This window comes from Streptomyces sp. NBC_00620, assembly GCF_026341825.1.
In the GTDB taxonomy this organism is placed as follows: domain Bacteria; phylum Actinomycetota; class Actinomycetes; order Streptomycetales; family Streptomycetaceae; genus Streptomyces.
Window position 1 is genome coordinate 880,201 of record NZ_JAPENY010000002.1, and the last position, 16,457, is coordinate 896,657.

The following is a 16,457-nucleotide window of genomic DNA, read 5'->3' on the forward strand; positions in this document are numbered from 1 at the left end:
GTGAAGCTTCCCGGGCACCTGGGCACCCGGCACCCGGGCACTCTGGCGTCAGAAAACTAACATCGCTAGTTTGGGGGCGGGCGACGCTGCCCTGCCCGGGAGGAACACGATGAAGGCTCATCACGGCATGTACATAGGCGGCGAGTGGCGCCTCGCCGCCGGCGCGGACACGATCGAGGTCGTGAACCCGGTCGACGAGCAGGTGATCGGCCGGGTCCCCGCGGGCACCTCCGCGGACGTCGGCCACGCCGTACGGGCCGCCCGTGCCGCCCTCCCCGGCTGGGCCGCGACCCCGCCCACCGAGCGGGCCGCGAAGCTGGCCGCCCTCCGCGACGTACTCGTCGCGCGCAAGGACGAGATAGCGGAGACCGTCACGGCCGAGCTCGGGTCGCCGCTGCCGTTCTCGCAGGCGGTGCACGCGGGGGTGCCGATCCTGGTGGCGGGTTCGTACGCCGAGCTGGCGGCGACGTACGCCTTCGAGGAGAAGGTGGGCAACTCGACCGTCTATCACGAGCCTGTCGGCGTGGTCGGCGCGATCACGCCCTGGAACTACCCGCTGCACCAGATAGTCGCCAAGGTCGCCCCAGCCCTGGCGGCCGGCTGCACGGTGGTCCTGAAGCCCGCCGAGGACACCCCGCTGACCGCCCAGCTCTTCGCCGAAGCAGTGGCCGAGGCGGACCTTCCGGCGGGGGTCTTCAACCTCGTCACCGGCCTCGGCCCGGTCGCGGGCCAGGCCCTCGCCGAACACCCGGATGTGGACCTGGTCTCCTTCACTGGCTCCACGGCGGTCGGCAGGCGGATCGGCGCGACGGCCGGTGCGGCGGTCAAGCGGGTCGCCCTCGAACTCGGCGGCAAGTCGGCCAATGTCATCCTGCCGAGCGCCGACCTCGCCAAGGCCGTCAACGTCGGCGTCGCCAACGTGATGTCCAACTCCGGTCAGACGTGCAGTGCCTGGACCCGGATGCTGGTGCACACCTCGCAGTACGAGGAGGCTGTCGGGCTCGCCGCCGCGGCCGCGACCAAGTACGGCGACCGCATCGGCCCGGTCGTGAGCGCCAAACAGCGGTCCCGGGTGCGGAGTTACATCGAGAAGGGGATCGCGGAAGGCGCGCGACTGGTGGTGGGCGGCCCCGAATCCCCGCGCGAGCAGGGGTACTTCATCAGCCCGACCGTCTTCGCCGACGTCACACCGGACATGACGATCGCTCAGGAGGAGATCTTCGGGCCGGTGTTGTCGATCATCCGGTACGAGGACGAGGAGGAAGCCGTCCGGATCGCCAACGGCACGGTGTACGGGCTCGCGGGCGCCGTCTGGGCGGCCGAGGAGGCGGAGGCCGTCGCCTTCGCGCGGCGACTCGACACCGGGCAGGTCGACATCAACGGAGGACGGTTCAACCCCCTTGCCCCGTTCGGCGGTTACAAGCAGTCGGGCGTGGGACGTGAACTGGGCTCGCACGGACTGACCGAGTACCTCCAGACCAAGTCCTTCCAGTTCTAGCCCTCAAGTCCCTCTAGTTCTAGTCCTCAGGAGCACGCACGTGGTTCGCGCAGCCGTACTTCCCGCCGTGGGCGCTCCTTTGGAGATCGCCGATATAGACCTGCCGGAACCCGGTCCCGGACAGGTCCGCATACGGCTCGCCGCCGCCGGGGTCTGCCACTCCGACCTCTCCCTGTCCGACGGCACCATGCGGGTGCCCGTCCCTGCGGTGCTTGGCCATGAGGGCGCCGGGACCGTCATCTCCGTCGGGGACGGCGTCACGCACGTCGTGCCGGGCGACGAGGTCGTCCTCAACTGGGCGCCATCCTGCGGAAGTTGCCACACCTGCTCGCTGGGAGAGGTGTGGCTGTGCGCCAACGCGCTGCGCGGCGCGGGCGACGTCTACGCACGGCGCGCCTCCGACGGGAGCGATCTCCACCCAGGCCTGAACGTCGCCGCGTTCGCCGAGGAGACCGTCGTGGCCGCCGGATGCGTACTCCCCCTGCCGGACGGCGTGCCCCTCACCGACGCCGCCCTCCTCGGCTGCGCCGTCCTCACCGGATACGGCGCCGTCCACCACTCCGCCAAGGTCCAACAGGGGGAGACCGTCGCCGTGTTCGGGGCCGGCGGGGTCGGGCTCGCGGCGCTGCAGGCGGCCCGGATCGCGGGCGCCTCGAAGATCGTCGCGGTCGACGTCTCACCCGCCAAGGAGTCACTCGCGCGCGACGCGGGCGCCACCGACTACGTCGTGGCCTCCGACGCCACCGCCCGCGAGATCCGCGCCCTCACCGGCAAGCAGGGCGTCGACGTGGCCGTCGAGTGCGTCGGCCGCGCCGTCACCATCCGCACCGCCTGGGACTCCACCCGACGCGGCGGCCGCACCACAGTCGTCGGCATCGGCGGCAAGGACCAGCAGGTTACCTTCAACGCTCTGGAGATCTTCCACTGGGGACGGACCCTTTCCGGCTGCGTGTACGGCAACTCCGACCCGGCGCGGGATCTGCCGGTACTGGCCGAGCATGTACGGGCAGGGCGGCTGGACTTGGGGGCGCTGGTCACGGAGCGCATCGGGCTGGAGGGGATTCCGGGGGCGTTCGAGAACATGGTGGCGGGGAAGGGGGGACGGGCGGTGGTGGTGTTTTAGAGCGTGCCTCGGGTTTCAGCCCCGGCCGGAGATCTTTCAGCCTCGTCGGCGCTTGAGGGCGAGGTGCGCCGTCCCGATCCCCCACCCACCCGTGGGGGCTGCACCCTTCAGCCCCGGGGAAGATCTTTTAGCCCGTCCGGCGTTTGAGGACGAGCGCGTCAGCGCGATACGGGGGTCTGGGGGCGGAGCCCCCAGAGACGGGACGGGTAGGGGCGGAGGGGGCGAAAACCCCCCGAGCTCAGGCCCGTTCCGGCTCCCGCTCCGGCGCGGCCGCCCTCGGCCGTGACCGGGACACCGCCACCCCGGCCAGGCACAGCACCCCGCCCGCGAGCGTCATCAGCCCGGGGACCTCGCCCAGGAACAGCCAGGACATCAACACCACGAGCGCAGGCACCGCGTACGTCGTCGCCCCCATCCGGCTAGCCGTCGTACGGGCCAGCGCGTACGCCCACGTCGTGAACGCCAGCGCGGTCGGAAACATGCCCAGGTAAAGCATGTTGAGCGTCGCCGACACGGGCGCGTCCGCCGCTTCGTGGACGAGTTGCCCGGCGAACGGCAGGCACGCGACCGCCCCGACGAGGCAGCCGAACGTCGTGGCCTGGAGCGGACTCGCCCGGCCGAGGACGGGCTTCTGGGCGACGACCCCGGCCGCGTAGGTGACGGCCGCGAGCAGACACAGGACGACCCCGAGGACCGAGGAGCCGCCCTCGCCGGACATCGAGAGCCCCACGGCGACCGCCCCCGCGAACGACACCGCCATCCCCGCGAGCAGGCGCGGCGGCATGGCGTCGCCGAGCAGCCGGGAGCTGAGCAGGGCGAGGATGATCGGGCCGATGTTCACGACCAGTGCCGCTGTACCGGCGTCCACATGTTGCTCGCCCCAGTTGAGGGCGACCATGTAGACGCCGAACCAGAGCACTCCGGATATGGCGATGCCCCGCCAGGTCGAACGCGGTGGCCAACCCTCCCTGCGTACAAGGCAGATGGCGCCCAGAATGAGGGCTCCCGCCAGCAGCCTTCCGAGGGCGAGCGCACCCGGCGAGTACGCCGCCCCCGCGCTCCTGATCGAGACGAAGGCCGAGGCCCACAGCACGACGGTGACGGTCGCGGCGCCCGCGGCGAGTTTGTCGGTCCGCCGGGCGGTGGCGTGGGCCGGGGTGGTCATCATGCTCCTGAGGCTAGGTGGGTGTGGAGGCAGGGTCTGGCGGATTTCGGACGGTGTGCCTGGAGGTTCGGTGCTGCCCTCGTTCAGTGCAGTGCCGTGGCCTCGATACCGAGGAGGCCGGCGAAGGCCCGTTCGCCTTCGGGCGTGACCTTGACCGCTCGCTCCGAGCCGATCCGTACGCACCAGCGCGCGTCGAGTGCGTGGCGGCACAGGGCCGCGCCGGCGGTGCCCGCGAGGTGGGGGCGGCGTTCGGTCCAGTCGAGGCAGGAGCGGGTCAGGGGGCGTCGGCCGGTGCGGTCCAGGCCGATGCCGGCGGTGTCGAACCAGCGGAGGCCGGCGTCGGTGAGCGCGAAGCCGGTGTCCTGGCGGAGGAGGCCGCGGTCCGTCAGGGCGTCGGTGAGGGTGATGCCGAGGCGGCCGGCGAGGTGGTCGTAGCAGGTGCGGGCGCGGGCCATCGCGGATCCGGCGCCGGACTCCCGCAGGGTGCGGGGTTGCCTGGTGGCGGTCGGTGCGACCTGGGCGGCGAGGTCCTCGACGAGCTGTGCGACGCCGGTGTCGGCCAGTCGTACGTATCGGTGCCGGCCCTGGCGTTCCTCGGTGAGCAGGCCGCCCGCGACCAGCTTGCCGAGGTGTTCGCTGGCGGTGGACGCGGCGACCCCGGCGTGACGCGCCAGCTCGCCGGCGGTCCATGCCCGGCCGTCGAGCAACGCCAGCAGAATGCAGGCCCGCGTCTCATCGGCGATCAGCCCTGCCAGCGCCGCCAGCCCCGGCCCTGCCGGGTTCCTCGCCCTTGTCATGCCGTCCAGCATGCGCCGGGAACACTTCGGCGGGCACCGAAGGGTGGTGGGGGTGGGATTTTTTTCGCCCCCTCCGCCCCTACCCGTCCCTTGTTCCTGGGGCTCCGCCCCAGACCCCGCTCCTCAAACGCCGGAGGGGCTGAAGATTTCCCCGGCCGGAGCTGAATCTTTCGCCCCGGCGGCAGATCTTTCAGCCCCGGCCAGAGAAGCTTTCAGGCCCGGCCAGAGAACCGAACCCTTCAGTTCCGGCCAGGGAACCTTTCGGCCCCGGCCGGCAGATCTTTGGCCCCCGCGGTAGATCTTTCAGCCCCGGCCGGGGAAGGTCTTTCAGCCCGTCCGGCGTTTGAGGACGAGCGCGTCAGCGCGATTGCGGGGGTCTGGGGGCGGAGCCCCCAGGAACAAGGGACGGGTAGGGGCGGAGGGGGCGAAAAACCCCTCACTCCCCCCGCCCCAGCCCCTCGAACCGCACCGCCAACCCATCCAGCAACGCCCTCAGCCCCACCTCGAAGGCCCGCTCATCGATCTTCTCCTGGTGCTCCGCGAGCAGATGGGCCTGCCCGAGGTGGGGATAGTCCGCGGGATCGTACGCCGCCGCGTCGTCGACGAAGCCGCCGGCGAAGGAGCCGAGGGCGGAGCCCATGATGAAGTAGCGCATCAGCGCGCCGATGGACGTGGCCTGCGACGGCGGCCACCCCGCCTCGACCATCGCCCCGAAGACGGCGTCCGCCAGCCGCAGCCCCGCAGGCCGCCGCCCGGGCCCCCGCGCAAGCACCGGCACGATGTTCGGATGGTCGCGCAGCGCCGCCCGGTAGGACACGGCCCAGTCGTGCAGCGCCGTACGCCAGTCACGCCCGTCCTCGAACATCGACAGGTCGACCTGCGCGCTGACCGAGTCGGCGACCGCCTCCAGGATCAGGTCCTTGGTCGCGAAGTGGTTGTAGAGGGACGGCCCGCTGACCCCCAGTTCGGCCGCGAGCCGCCGCGTGGAGACGGCGGCCAGGCCCTCGGCGTCCACCAGCGCACGTGCCGCGCCGACGATGCGGTCCGTGCTGAGGAGGGGCTTGCGCGGTCGGGCCATGGCGCACATAGTAGGGCTGCGCCTAGAAACTAGCAGTGCTAATTAAAATGTAGTGGGGTGACTCGTCATGAACCTGGAGCTCAGCGAGGAGCAGACCGCCGTCCGGCGGCTCGCCAGGGACTTCGTGGACCGCGAGATCGCCCCGCATGTCATCGAGTGGGACCGTGCGGAGGACGTCGACCGGTCCATCGTGAAGAAGCTCGGTGAGGTCGGCTTTCTCGGGCTCACGATCGACGAGGAGTACGGCGGCAGCGGCGGCGACCACCTCGCGTACTGCCTGGTGACGGAGGAGCTGGGCCGCGGTGACTCCTCCGTGCGCGGGATCGTGTCCGTCTCGCTGGGCCTCGTCGCCAAGACGATCGCGTACTGGGGGAGCGAGGAGCAGAAGCGGCAGTGGCTGCCGGGGCTGACCTCCGGCGAGTACGTCGGATGCTTCGGGCTCACCGAGCCCGGCACCGGCTCGGACGCGGGCAACCTGTCGACGAAGGCCGACCGCGATGGCGACGAGTACGTCATCAACGGCACCAAGATGTTCATCACGAACGGGACTTGGGCCGATGTCGTACTCCTCTTCGCCCGGTCGACCGACGCCCCGGGACACAAGGGCGTCTCCGCCTTCCTCGTACCGACCGACACGCCGGGACTGTCCCGCCGCACCATCCACGGCAAGCTCGGACTACGCGGGCAGGCCACGGCGGAGCTGGTCCTCCAGGACGTGCGCGTCCCCGCTTCGGCGATGATCGCGCCGGAGGGCAAGGGCTTCGCCGTCGCGATGTCCGCGCTGGCCAAGGGGCGGATGTCGGTGGCCGCGGGCTGTGTCGGCATTGCCCAGGCGGCGCTGGACGCGGCGGTGACGTACGCGACCGAGCGGGAGCAGTTCGGCAAGACGATCGCCCATCACCAGCTGGTGCAGGAGCTGCTCAGCGACATCGCCGTGGACGTGGACGCGGCGCGCCTGCTGACCTGGCGGGTCGCCGATCTCGTAGACCGCGGGCTGCCGTTCGCCACCGAGTCCTCGAAGGCCAAGCTCTTCGCATCCGAGGCCGCCGTGCGTGCCGCGAACAACGCCCTCCAGGTCTTCGGCGGTTACGGCTACATCGACGAGTACCCGGTGGGCAAGCTGCTGCGCGACGCCCGCGTGATGACCCTCTATGAGGGCACCAGCCAGATCCAGAAGCTGGTGATCGGGCGGGCGCTGACCGGCGTTTCGGCGTTCTGAGGTGTTCTGCGGCGTTCTTCTGAGGCATCGAGGTCCCGGGGTGGTCCCGGGGTGCGGCTGAGTACGCAAGTGAGTACCCGAGCGGATGTGGTCCGGAGCGCCGTGGCCGACTCTGATTCCCATGAGTGAGACATCGGTCAAGCAGCAGTCCACCGCGGCCTTCTACGGGCAGGCCGTCGCCTCCTTCGGTGTCGCGATGGGGGCCACCGCGCTCGGCATCTTCAACCTCCAGACCGACGCCTGGGTGCGCGCGTTCCTGGGTATCGCCGTCCTCTACCTCGTGACCTCGGCCTTCACGCTGGCCAAGGTGATCCGGGACCGTCAGGAGGCCGGGCAGATCGTCAGCCGGGTCGACCAGGCGAGACTCGAGAAGCTGCTCGCCGAACACGACCCCTTCGAGAAGCTCTGATCCGCTCCCTGAGCGGGCATGCTAAGCGCTCGCTCAGGTTCGGGGGTATGGTGTCACCCTGCCAGTGGAAGGGGCGAACCAGCGATGAGTACGGCGGAGGAAACGGCCGGCGCCGAGGCGCAGGCGTGGGCCGAGGTCACCCCCGACGCGGCCCGGCGGCTGCTGGTCGCCGCCGTGGAGGCCTTCGCCGAGCGCGGGTACCACGCGACGACCACCCGGGACATCGCGGGCCGCGCGGGCATGAGCCCGGCCGCGCTGTACATCCACTACAAGACCAAGGAAGAGCTGCTCCACCGGATCAGCCGGATCGGGCACGACAAGGCGATCGACATTCTGCGGACCGCGGCGGACGGTGACGGCAGCGCCGCCGAGCGGCTCTCGGACGCCGTGCGGTCCTTCGTACGGTGGCATGCCGCGCAGCACACCACCGCGCGCGTCGTGCAGTACGAGCTCGACGCTCTCGGTCCCGACGCGCGTGCGGAGATCGTGGCTCTGCGGCGGCAGACCGACGCCGCTGTGCGCGGCATCATCCAGGACGGTGTCGCGGCGGGCGAGTTCGACGTGCCCGACGTGCCGGGCACCACGCTCGCGGTGCTCTCGCTCTGCATCGACGTGGCGCGCTGGTTCAACGTCAACGGGCCCCGGACCCCCGACGAGGTCGGCGCGCTCTACGCCGACCTCGTACTGCGGATGGTGGGGGCCAAGCCGTAGCCCCGCGGGGACCGGCTCGGAAGCCTCAGAAGTAGTAGCGGGACACCGACTCCGCCACGCACACCGGCTTGTCGCCGCCCTCGCGTTCGACCGTCACCGTCGCCGTGACCTGCACGCCGCCACCCGCTTCGGCGACATCCGTGAGGACGGCGGTGGCGCGCAGCCGGGAGCCGACCGGGACGGGCGCGGGGAAACGGACCTTGTTGGTGCCGTAGTTGACGCCCATCTTCATGCCTTCGACGCGCATCACCTGCGGCACCAGCGCGGGGAGCAGTGAGAGCGTCAGGTAGCCGTGTGCGATGGTCGTGCCGAAGGGGCCCGTGGCGGCCTTCTCCGGGTCCACGTGGATCCACTGGTGGTCACCCGTGGCGTCCGCGAACAGATCGATCCGCTTCTGGTCGATCTCCAGCCAGTCGCTGTGGCCCAACTGCTCGCCCACGCCCGACTTCAGCTCGTCGGCGGACTTGAAGATCCTCGGCTCTGCCATGTCCCTGGCCTCCCGCATGTCAATGTCTAAGCGACTGCTTAGCATGGTCGGGTGCGGGCCGGATGTCAACGGACCGGACGGGTGGCGAGGTGGGTAGGGTTGGAGGGGTGCCCCAGATCCCTGAGAAGATCCACGAGCTGACCGTCGGCCAGCTGTCGGCGCGCAGTGGCGCCGCCGTCTCCGCCCTGCACTTCTACGAGTCCAAGGGCCTCATCAACAGCCGCCGCACGACCGGAAACCAGCGCCGCTACCACCGGGACGCGCTGCGCCGCGTCGCCTTCGTGCGTGCCGCGCAACGCGTCGGCATCCCGCTCGCCACCATCCGCGAGGCGCTCGCCGAACTCCCCGAGGAGCGCACCCCGACCAAAGAGGACTGGGCCCGCCTCTCGGAGGCCTGGCGCTCCGAACTCGACGACCGCATCAAGCAGTTGGGCCGCCTGCGGGACCATCTCACCGACTGCATCGGCTGCGGCTGCCTGTCCCTGGAGAACTGTGTGCTCTCCAACCCCGACGATGTCTTCGGCGAGCGCCTGACGGGCTCCCGCCTCATGGCGGAACGCGCCCGCCCGGCCGTCGGACCGGACAGGCGCGCCGCCGCTCCCGCCGTACCGCAGAAGGAGCCGGAGCCCGAGGACTGCCGCTGAACGGCGCCCCGGGCTCCGTACACCCGACCCCGTCCGCCTACTCGTACTCCGTGCCGCCCTTCCGTGTCAGATACGCCGGGCTGACCGCCTTCGCGATGGCCCGGCCACCCGTCACCGGGCTGTACCGCTCGGCGGCAGGCCGTACGACGACACCCTCGCGCAGGTGCAGCCCGCGCCCGGAGACGGTCTCCCGGCCCGAGGCGATCTCCAGGACGCGGTCGATGTCGTACGGACCCTCGTACAGCCGTGGAACCAGGGGCAGTTCGCCGTCGAGGAGCGCCGCCGCGTCCAGCCAGCGGATCTCGCCGTCGATCTCCGCGGACACGTCGAACACGGAGTAGCCGAGCGTCTCGCGGCGGCCGTCGGCGCCGTACGTCAGGTCCTGTACGCCGGCTCCGTACACCTCGCCGAAGATGCCGACCCGGCGCGCGCCCAGCCGCTCGGCGAGCCGGGCCGCGGCCTCCGGGACGCCGTGGCCGTGCACGGCTCGCCAGTACAGATTGCGTGGATCCTCCTTGAGGGCGAGGGACTTGGCGCCGAAGCCCTTGGAGGAGACATGGACGCGGCCCTCGTCGGCGAGGTACGTCAGCAGGCAGGCCGAACCGTGCAGCTTCTCGGTCAGGACGACGGGCTCGCCCGGCGCGAAGATGTCCGGGTACCGCTGGATGTTCTCGATGTCGAGCCAGGGAAGCAGACCGGCCGCGGACTCGACGTCGCCGTTCATCGTGGGCGGGATCGGCGGCACCCACTTGACGATGCCGAGCGCCTCCGCGAAGTCGGTCCCGTCCTCGGCCGCCTTCGCCAGGTCGACCTCCGCCAGCGCCGCCGGGCGGCAGACGATGCCCTGCGACAGCTCGCCGCGCAGCCGTACGGCTTTGACCCGGTCCGAACTGCTCCCCGCGAGCCGCCCGGTCAGGCCCAGCTCTTCGATGAGCTCGGCCGGAAGCACGGACTGCTCCGGGATGTAGACGGCCCGTTCGCCGGTGCGGTAGGCGCCCTTGGCGACGACGGCTCGGTACAGGCCGACCTGGGCCAGTTCGAGGGCGTCGGCGTTGGGATGCTCATGGATGGTCAGCACTTCGGCGGTGACGCGCAGCGTCGACATCGGGACTCCTCGGGTTTCTCAGCTGTGTTTCATCGCCCCCAACTGTCCGGACGGGAAAGGGTTGGAGCCAGCGGATTTGCGGCTGGTAGCGTCGGGATGGCCGTGGGCGTCGTCGGCGAGGTGTTCGTCTCGCTGCCCTACGAGGAGCGCTGATCCCACCCGTGTTGGTACTGGACGAGGCCCTGTGCCACCAACTGGCCGTTGGATACAGCCAGTTCACCGTCCGGCAGCAGCAAAGTGTCCTCCAGGCCGATCCGGGTGGCGAGCCCCAGTCGCCCCGCGAGTCGCAGCACCGGCCAGGTGCCGCCGTCCATGCCGTGCAGCAGGACGGGGCGTGCGTGGGCGGTGCCGAGGTCTGAGAGCAGGGCGTGGGCCGACCTCTCCGCGGTGTCGGGCGAGGTGTCCATCACCTCGGCGAGGACGCGCAGCACCCGTGGCCCGAGCGGTGACGTCGCGAACCGCGCGGCGCCCTCCGTGCCGGACCAGATGCCCGCCTCCACGCCGATTCCGCGGTCGAGGAGCGCCGCCGCGAGTTCCTCGGCGCCCGGCTCATGCCAGTTGACCGAGGCGTGGTCGGGCAGGACGGTCCAGGAGCGGACGCGCTCCAGGCGGGCCGCGGGGTCCGGCTCGGCCCAGGCGCCGGTGGTCACGCCGACCGGGACGCGCACCCGTGCCCGTATTGCTTCCAGCGTCGGAGTGAGCGCCTTCGGCGACAAGGTGTCGTCCCCGCAGGGAGACTTGGGATGGACATGGATGTCCGACGCTCCGGCCGCGACGGCCCCGGCCGCGGACTCGGCCATGTCCCCGGGCGACAACGGCACGGCGGCACCGTCACCGGCTCCCCGGGCTCCGTTCACACAGACCTGCACCATGCCCTCGATAGTGGCACCCGCCACTGACAACCCCGACGCGGGGAACTGCGCGCCCAGCCACGAACAACCCGCGGCGGACGGCTCACCCGCAGTTCCCGGCCGGCCGATCCGGCCGAACACTCACGCCGACGCGAGCAGCAACTGTCCGCGCCTGGCCTCCGCCAGCGCCTCAGGGGTCAGAACAGGCCGCGGCACCACGATTCCGCAGCGCGTGCAGACAGGACCCGACGACGGCTCGTGCGCCAGGTCGTACTTCCAGTCGAGGCGCCCGCCCGCGCACACCGGGCACACCGCACCCGGCTCGCGTTCCAACGCGGCGATCAGCCGGCGCAGTACCTCGGCCAGTGGTTCATGGGGGTGGATCCGGGGGTCGTCGCACCACGCGACTCCGAAGCCGCCCCAGGTCAGCCGGTGCCAGTCGTCCACGCTGCCCGGCCTGCGCAGCCCGTCGTGCTTCTCTTTCTTGCGCCGCTCCGCGAACCCGGCCTCATAGGCGAGCCAGACGGAGCGGGCTTCCTCCAGCTCGTCCAGTGCGGCCACGAGCCGCGCCGGATCGGGGGAGCGGTCCTCGGGGCCGAAGCCGGCCCGCGAGCTCAGATGGTCCCAGGTCGCCCGATGCCCGTAAGGGGCGAACCTCTCAAGGCACTTGCGCAGTGAGTAGCGCCGCAGTGCCAGATCACTCCTCGGATCTCGCACCTGTCTCGCCAGACTCCGGAAACCGGCCATCGCCCTGCACCTCCGTCACACCTGCACCTGTACTTCGGTCACTTCGGCGTCGTCGTCGTACGGACTTCGCCGAATAGACGTATCGACAAGCGATTCGGCTCCATCCGATTTCCGATGACCACCCATAAGCCATCTGCCGAACCCCTCCTGGCCTACCCCTGAACGCTGTGAGCTGCCTGTTGTCCGTCTGTCGAATGCGGCGACGGGCGGCGCGCCGTGAGGCGGGGAGCTCCCAACGGACACCCCGATCCCAAAAAGTGACGCATGTTCACCTTCAAACACGGGGATACCGGCGGTAACGTCCGGCCCACCCCCGTCGCGAGGAGCTGCCATGACACGGCGCATCCCACGCACCATCCTGGACAGACTGAGAACTCCCCGCAGATTCCCCAAGTTCCTGAAGGCAGCATCCGTATGCCTTCTCATTACCGGCCTTTTGTCTCCGCTTACCCAAGCGTCAGCCGCGGGGACGGCGGTCACGGCGGCCGCCGCCAACGACTACTGCGGCGCTCAGTGCTCCGACATCCTGCCGCCCGGTGAGAACGGCAACGCGACCCTCGCGCAGATCCTGCTCAACCAGGTCTTCGGCTCGCAGCCCGCGCACGCCGAGGACCAGCTGGGCCCCTACGCGAACCTGGCCTCGGGCTACTCCGGACTCACCGACGCCAAGATCAACACCTTCTTCAACGACGCCTCGTTCGGGGTCGCCGCCGATCAGGTCGAGTCGACCACGAACCCCGCAGGACGCACCGACGTCACGATCGTCCGCGACAAGAAGACCGGCGTCCCGCACATCACCGGCACCACCCGCTACGGCACCGAGTTCGGCGCCGGGTACGCCGCCGCCCAGGACCGGCTGTGGCTGATGGACGTCTTCCGGCACGTCGGACGCGGCCAGCTGACCCCCTTCGCGGGCGGTGACCCTTCCAACCAGGGTCTTGAGCAGCAGTTCTGGCGCAGCGCGCCCTATACCGAGGCCGATCTGCAGGCCCAGATCGACAGCGCCACCGCCAACAGCGGCGCCCGTGGCCAGCAGGCCCTCGCGGACGTCACCGCCTACGTCGCCGGCATCAACGCCTACATCGACGCCTCCGACAGCGGCCGCTACTTCCCCGGCGAGTACGTCCTGACCGGCCACAAGGACTCCATCACCAACGCCGGAACCATCGAGCACTTCAAGCTCACCGACCTGGTCGCGCTGGCCTCCGTCATCGGTGCGCTCTTCGGCTCCGGAGGCGGCGGCGAGGTCAGCAACGCGATCTCACTCCTCTCCGCCCAGTCCAAGTACGGAGTGACCGAGGGCACCAAGGTCTGGGAGTCCTTCCGCGAGCGCAACGACCCCGAGGCCGCCCTCACCCTCCACGACGGCCAGAGCTTCCCGTACGCGACGAAGCCCGCGGTCGCGCAGGGCCAGGCCCTGCCCACCGCCGGTACGGTCGCCGAGGAGCAGCTCGTCTACGACCGTACGGGCAGCGCGGCCACCACGACCGCCACCACCACCTCGACGACGGCGGCCGCCACCGCCCTCACCTCGGCCAAGCGCGGCATGTCCAACGCCCTCGTGGTGAGCGGTAGTAAGACGGCGAGCGGCCATCCGATCGCCGTCTTCGGTCCCCAGACCGGCTACTTCGCGCCCCAGCTCCTGATGCTCCAGGAGATCCAGGGCCCCGGACTCAGCGCCCGCGGCGCCTCCTTCGCGGGGCTGAGCATGTACGTCGAACTCGGGCGCGGCCAGGACTACTCCTGGAGCGCGACCACCTCCGGCCAGGACATCATCGACACGTACGCCGTCGAGCTGTGCCAGGACGACTACCACTACCTCTACCACGGCACCTGCACGGCCATGGAGAAGATCGAGCAGACCAACTCCTGGGTGCCGACCACCGCCGACGGCACCGCCGCGGGCTCGTACCGCATGCAGGTCTACCGGACCAAGTACGGCCCCGTGACCCATCGCGCGACGGTCGACGGCAAGAAGGTCGCCTACACCAGTCTGCGCTCCTCCTACATGCACGAGGCCGACTCGATCATCGGCTTCCAGATGCTCAACGACCCCGACTACGTCAAGAGCCCGGAGACCTTCCAGGCCGCGACGCAGCACATCAACTACACCTTCAACTGGTTCTACGCGGACTCGACCCACACCGCGTACTACAACAGCGGCAACAACCCGGTGCGCGCCACCGGCGTCGACGCCGAGTTCCCGGTCTGGGCGCAGGCCGCCTACGAGTGGCAGGGCTGGAATCCGGCCACGAACACCGCCACCTACACCCCGGCGTCCGCGCACCCGAACGACATCGACCAGGACTACTACATCTCCTGGAACAACAAGGTGGCCCAGGACTACGCGACGGCTCCGTGGGGCAACGGTTCCGTCCATCGTGGCAACCTCATCGACGACCGCGTGAAGAAACTCGTGACCGCGGGAGGAGTGACCAGAGCCTCGCTCACGAAGGCGATGGCCGACGCCTCGGTCGCCGATCTGCGGGCCGAGGACGTGCTCCCGGACCTGCTGAAGGTCGTCAACAGTCAGACGGTCACCGACACCGCGGCCGCGGCGGCGGTGAGCAAGCTGTCCGCCTGGGTGACGGCCGGGTCCAAACGCACGGAGACCTCCTTCGGCTCGAAGACCTACGCCAACGCCGACGCCATCCGTATCCTGGACGCCTGGTGGCCGCTGCTGGTGAAGGCCGAGTTCGAACCGGGCCTCGGCACCGACCTGTACACCGCCATTACCACCAGCCTCCCCATCGACGAGGCTCCGTCGGCCGGACACGGGCCGACCGGCTCGCACGCCGGAAGCTCCTTCCAGTACGGATGGTGGAGCTATGTCGACAAGGACATCCGGGCGGTGCTCGGTGAGTCCGTACAGGGTGGTCTGGCGCAGAAGTACTGCGGCGGCGGCACCCTCACCGGCTGCCGGGACATCCTGATCAGCACCCTCAAGACCGCGGCCGGCATGACCGCGGCCCAGGTCTACCCCGGCGACGCCCAGTGCTCGGCGGGCGACCAGTGGTGCGCCGACTCGATCGTCCAGCGGACGCTCGGCGGCATCAAGCACTACAGCATCAGCTGGCAGAACCGTCCGACCTACCAGCAGGTGGTGGAGTTCACTTCGCACCGGTGACGGTGCCTACAGCTGTTGGCCAACGGGCGTTTGTCCTCGCTCGTTGGCCAACGGGTGTTAGGTGTACGAGTGTTGGCCACGCTCGTTGACCGCAAGGTCACCGTACGCGCCCCGCGGCCAGCACCACCTGGGCCAGTTCCCGGTGGCAGATGTCGCTGTGGGCCCCGGACGGGGACCCGCCGCGTTTCACCACCGAGGCGGCGTCGATGTTCACGCATCCGGTGGCGGGCAGCTTCGCCTTCAGGGCTTCGGCCAGTGTGAAGGCGCGGGTGCCCGCCACCGCCTGCACTCCGTCGTGACCCATCGCGCCCCACTCGGGGCCCAGCTTGCGGCCGATGCCGAAGTCCGCCGTGACCGTCCGTGAGTCGTTCGCCATCCGGGAGGCCAGCGGATAGATCGTCCCGAGTGCCGAGTCGAAGCGGGAGTAACAGCACACCAGAGGGCCGTCGATGCGGTTCTGCCGGCCGTTCAGCGCACCGCTCGCCCGTGGGTCGTGCGGCAGCCGCGCCGCGAACGCGTAGTGCGAGAACGCCCCTTGGAGCAGTGTCACGGACTTCACCGCGCGCACGCCCTCGGGCAGTCCGCGCAGGGCGAAGGAGACCAGTCGCCCACCGAAACTGTGCCCGACGAGATGGACGCGCACCTCCGGTGAGGCCTTGGCGAGTTGACCGATCACGGGCCCGAGGCCGCGCTCACCGACCGTGCCGGCCCGTCGCTTCATCGCGTAGTAGGTGGCCTGGCGCAGCAGTTCGTGCGCGCCGTCCCACAGGCGCGGCATGGCGAACGAAGCGCCGCCCGGACTTTCGAGCCCGGCCAGTGCCTGCGCGAACTCGCCGCAGACCGTCGCCGTGTCCCCGAAGAGCATCAGGGGGTCGCCCGCCGGCTCCCCCTCCGCCAGCGTGTCAGCGGCGAAGGAGGCCTGCGGACCCCCTGGCCGGACCTCGACGAGCAGCCGTACCAGACGGCCGAACTCCTCCAACGAGGCTCCCTCGTCCGGCTGTTGGTCCAGTAGCCGGGCGATCTGCTCGACCACCGTCGCGCGGCCCGGGAACACCTCGATGAGGGCGTGCCGGGTGCCCTTGTCGAGCACCGGCCGGGCGGCCGCGGGGACTTCGGCGGCCACCGACGGGGGCAGGTCGGGGATCGGCTCGTCCGAGAACCGCATCGAGGGCCACAGCACACCCACGTATCCCAGGCGGGCCTGCGGCGCGAGCGCCGGCACGGGTTCGAAGAATCGGCTGTAGAGGCGGGTCGCGCCTGAGCGGTCGGTGTTCCAGCCGTGCGAGAAGACGATCAGGTCGCGGACCTTGCGCTGCGCCATCTCCTTGACCAGCCGGTCCCGTTGCCGGCCGTCCACATCTCCGTCCGCGTCGAAGGTCAGTTCCCAGTACGGAGTCACGCTCATTTCCGGATCGGCCATGACGAAGCCCCCTTCGGCCCCCGTAGGCGGTGCGATGTGGGCGCATCGTCCTGCGGGCGCCGGAGGTTGGCCAGAC

General features: G+C 70.3%; 15 protein-coding genes. 7 read left to right on the forward strand and 8 right to left on the reverse strand.

The features are described from left to right. Positions 1–109: 109 nt before the first annotated feature. The gene (locus tag OG246_RS23135; RefSeq protein WP_266466745.1) at positions 110–1,498 is read left to right on the forward strand and encodes an aldehyde dehydrogenase family protein; all 1,389 of its coding nucleotides are present in this window, start codon (positions 110–112) and stop codon (positions 1,496–1,498) included. A gap of 40 nt (positions 1,499–1,538) precedes the next feature. After that, entirely contained in the window at positions 1,539–2,621 is a 1,083-nt protein-coding gene (locus OG246_RS23140) for a Zn-dependent alcohol dehydrogenase (RefSeq protein WP_266466748.1), read from the forward strand. A gap of 238 nt (positions 2,622–2,859) precedes the next feature. Here the strand turns inward: OG246_RS23140 and OG246_RS23145 are convergent, their stop codons facing one another. The 3 genes from OG246_RS23145 to OG246_RS23155 all read right to left on the reverse strand — a co-directional run bounded on the left by OG246_RS23145 (position 2,860) and on the right by OG246_RS23155 (position 5,661). Beyond that, positions 2,860–3,786 (reverse strand): DMT family transporter, encoded by a 927-nt coding sequence (locus OG246_RS23145; RefSeq protein WP_266470821.1) that lies wholly within the window; start codon positions 3,784–3,786, stop codon positions 2,860–2,862. 83 nt (positions 3,787–3,869) lie between these two features. Continuing rightward, positions 3,870–4,595, reverse strand: a complete 726-nt coding sequence (locus OG246_RS23150; RefSeq protein WP_266466751.1) for a helix-turn-helix transcriptional regulator — start codon at positions 4,593–4,595, stop codon at positions 3,870–3,872. Positions 4,596–5,019: 424 nt separating this feature from the next. Beyond that, positions 5,020–5,661: a TetR/AcrR family transcriptional regulator gene (locus tag OG246_RS23155; protein ID WP_266466754.1), complete on the reverse strand. Its 642-nt coding sequence runs from the start codon at positions 5,659–5,661 to the stop codon at positions 5,020–5,022. Between the two features lie 67 nt (positions 5,662–5,728). Between OG246_RS23155 and OG246_RS23160 the strand changes: the two genes are divergently transcribed. The 3 genes from OG246_RS23160 to OG246_RS23170 all read left to right on the forward strand — a co-directional run bounded on the left by OG246_RS23160 (position 5,729) and on the right by OG246_RS23170 (position 8,000). Further along, positions 5,729–6,880 (forward strand): acyl-CoA dehydrogenase family protein, encoded by a 1,152-nt coding sequence (locus tag OG246_RS23160; RefSeq protein ID WP_266466757.1) that lies wholly within the window; start codon positions 5,729–5,731, stop codon positions 6,878–6,880. A 121-nt stretch (positions 6,881–7,001) separates the two neighbouring features. Then, positions 7,002–7,289: a YiaA/YiaB family inner membrane protein gene (locus OG246_RS23165; RefSeq protein WP_266466760.1), complete on the forward strand. Its 288-nt coding sequence runs from the start codon at positions 7,002–7,004 to the stop codon at positions 7,287–7,289. An 84-nt stretch (positions 7,290–7,373) separates the two neighbouring features. Next, on the forward strand, positions 7,374–8,000 hold the full coding sequence (locus OG246_RS23170) for a TetR/AcrR family transcriptional regulator (protein ID WP_266466763.1): 627 nt from the start codon (positions 7,374–7,376) through the stop codon (positions 7,998–8,000). Between the two features lie 25 nt (positions 8,001–8,025). Here OG246_RS23170 and OG246_RS23175 read toward each other — a convergent pair whose 3' ends face one another. Continuing rightward, positions 8,026–8,487 (reverse strand): MaoC family dehydratase, encoded by a 462-nt coding sequence (locus OG246_RS23175; protein ID WP_266466766.1) that lies wholly within the window; start codon positions 8,485–8,487, stop codon positions 8,026–8,028. Positions 8,488–8,594: 107 nt separating this feature from the next. Here OG246_RS23175 and soxR point away from each other — a divergent pair, with 107 nt between their 5' ends. Then, positions 8,595–9,131, forward strand: coding sequence for a redox-sensitive transcriptional activator SoxR (gene soxR / locus OG246_RS23180; RefSeq protein WP_266466769.1), 537 nt, complete (start codon positions 8,595–8,597; stop codon positions 9,129–9,131). A gap of 37 nt (positions 9,132–9,168) precedes the next feature. On the opposite strand, the gene OG246_RS23185 is transcribed toward soxR, so the two are convergent. The 3 genes from OG246_RS23185 to OG246_RS23195 form a co-directional block, all read right to left on the reverse strand. Next, complete coding sequence (locus OG246_RS23185; RefSeq protein WP_266466772.1) at positions 9,169–10,236, reverse strand: RNA ligase (ATP); 1,068 nt, start codon at positions 10,234–10,236, stop codon at positions 9,169–9,171. A 137-nt stretch (positions 10,237–10,373) separates the two neighbouring features. Next, complete coding sequence (locus OG246_RS23190; protein WP_266466775.1) at positions 10,374–11,108, reverse strand: 3-keto-5-aminohexanoate cleavage protein; 735 nt, start codon at positions 11,106–11,108, stop codon at positions 10,374–10,376. A 120-nt stretch (positions 11,109–11,228) separates the two neighbouring features. Beyond that, positions 11,229–11,834, reverse strand: coding sequence for a hypothetical protein (locus OG246_RS23195; RefSeq protein ID WP_266466778.1), 606 nt, complete (start codon positions 11,832–11,834; stop codon positions 11,229–11,231). 331 nt (positions 11,835–12,165) lie between these two features. Here OG246_RS23195 and OG246_RS23200 point away from each other — a divergent pair, with 331 nt between their 5' ends. Beyond that, positions 12,166–14,961, forward strand: a complete 2,796-nt coding sequence (locus OG246_RS23200; protein WP_266466781.1) for a penicillin acylase family protein — start codon at positions 12,166–12,168, stop codon at positions 14,959–14,961. A gap of 97 nt (positions 14,962–15,058) precedes the next feature. On the opposite strand, the gene OG246_RS23205 is transcribed toward OG246_RS23200, so the two are convergent. Then, complete coding sequence (locus OG246_RS23205) at positions 15,059–16,381, reverse strand: serine-threonine protein kinase (RefSeq protein ID WP_266466783.1); 1,323 nt, start codon at positions 16,379–16,381, stop codon at positions 15,059–15,061. Between the last annotated feature and the right edge of the window lie 76 nt (positions 16,382–16,457).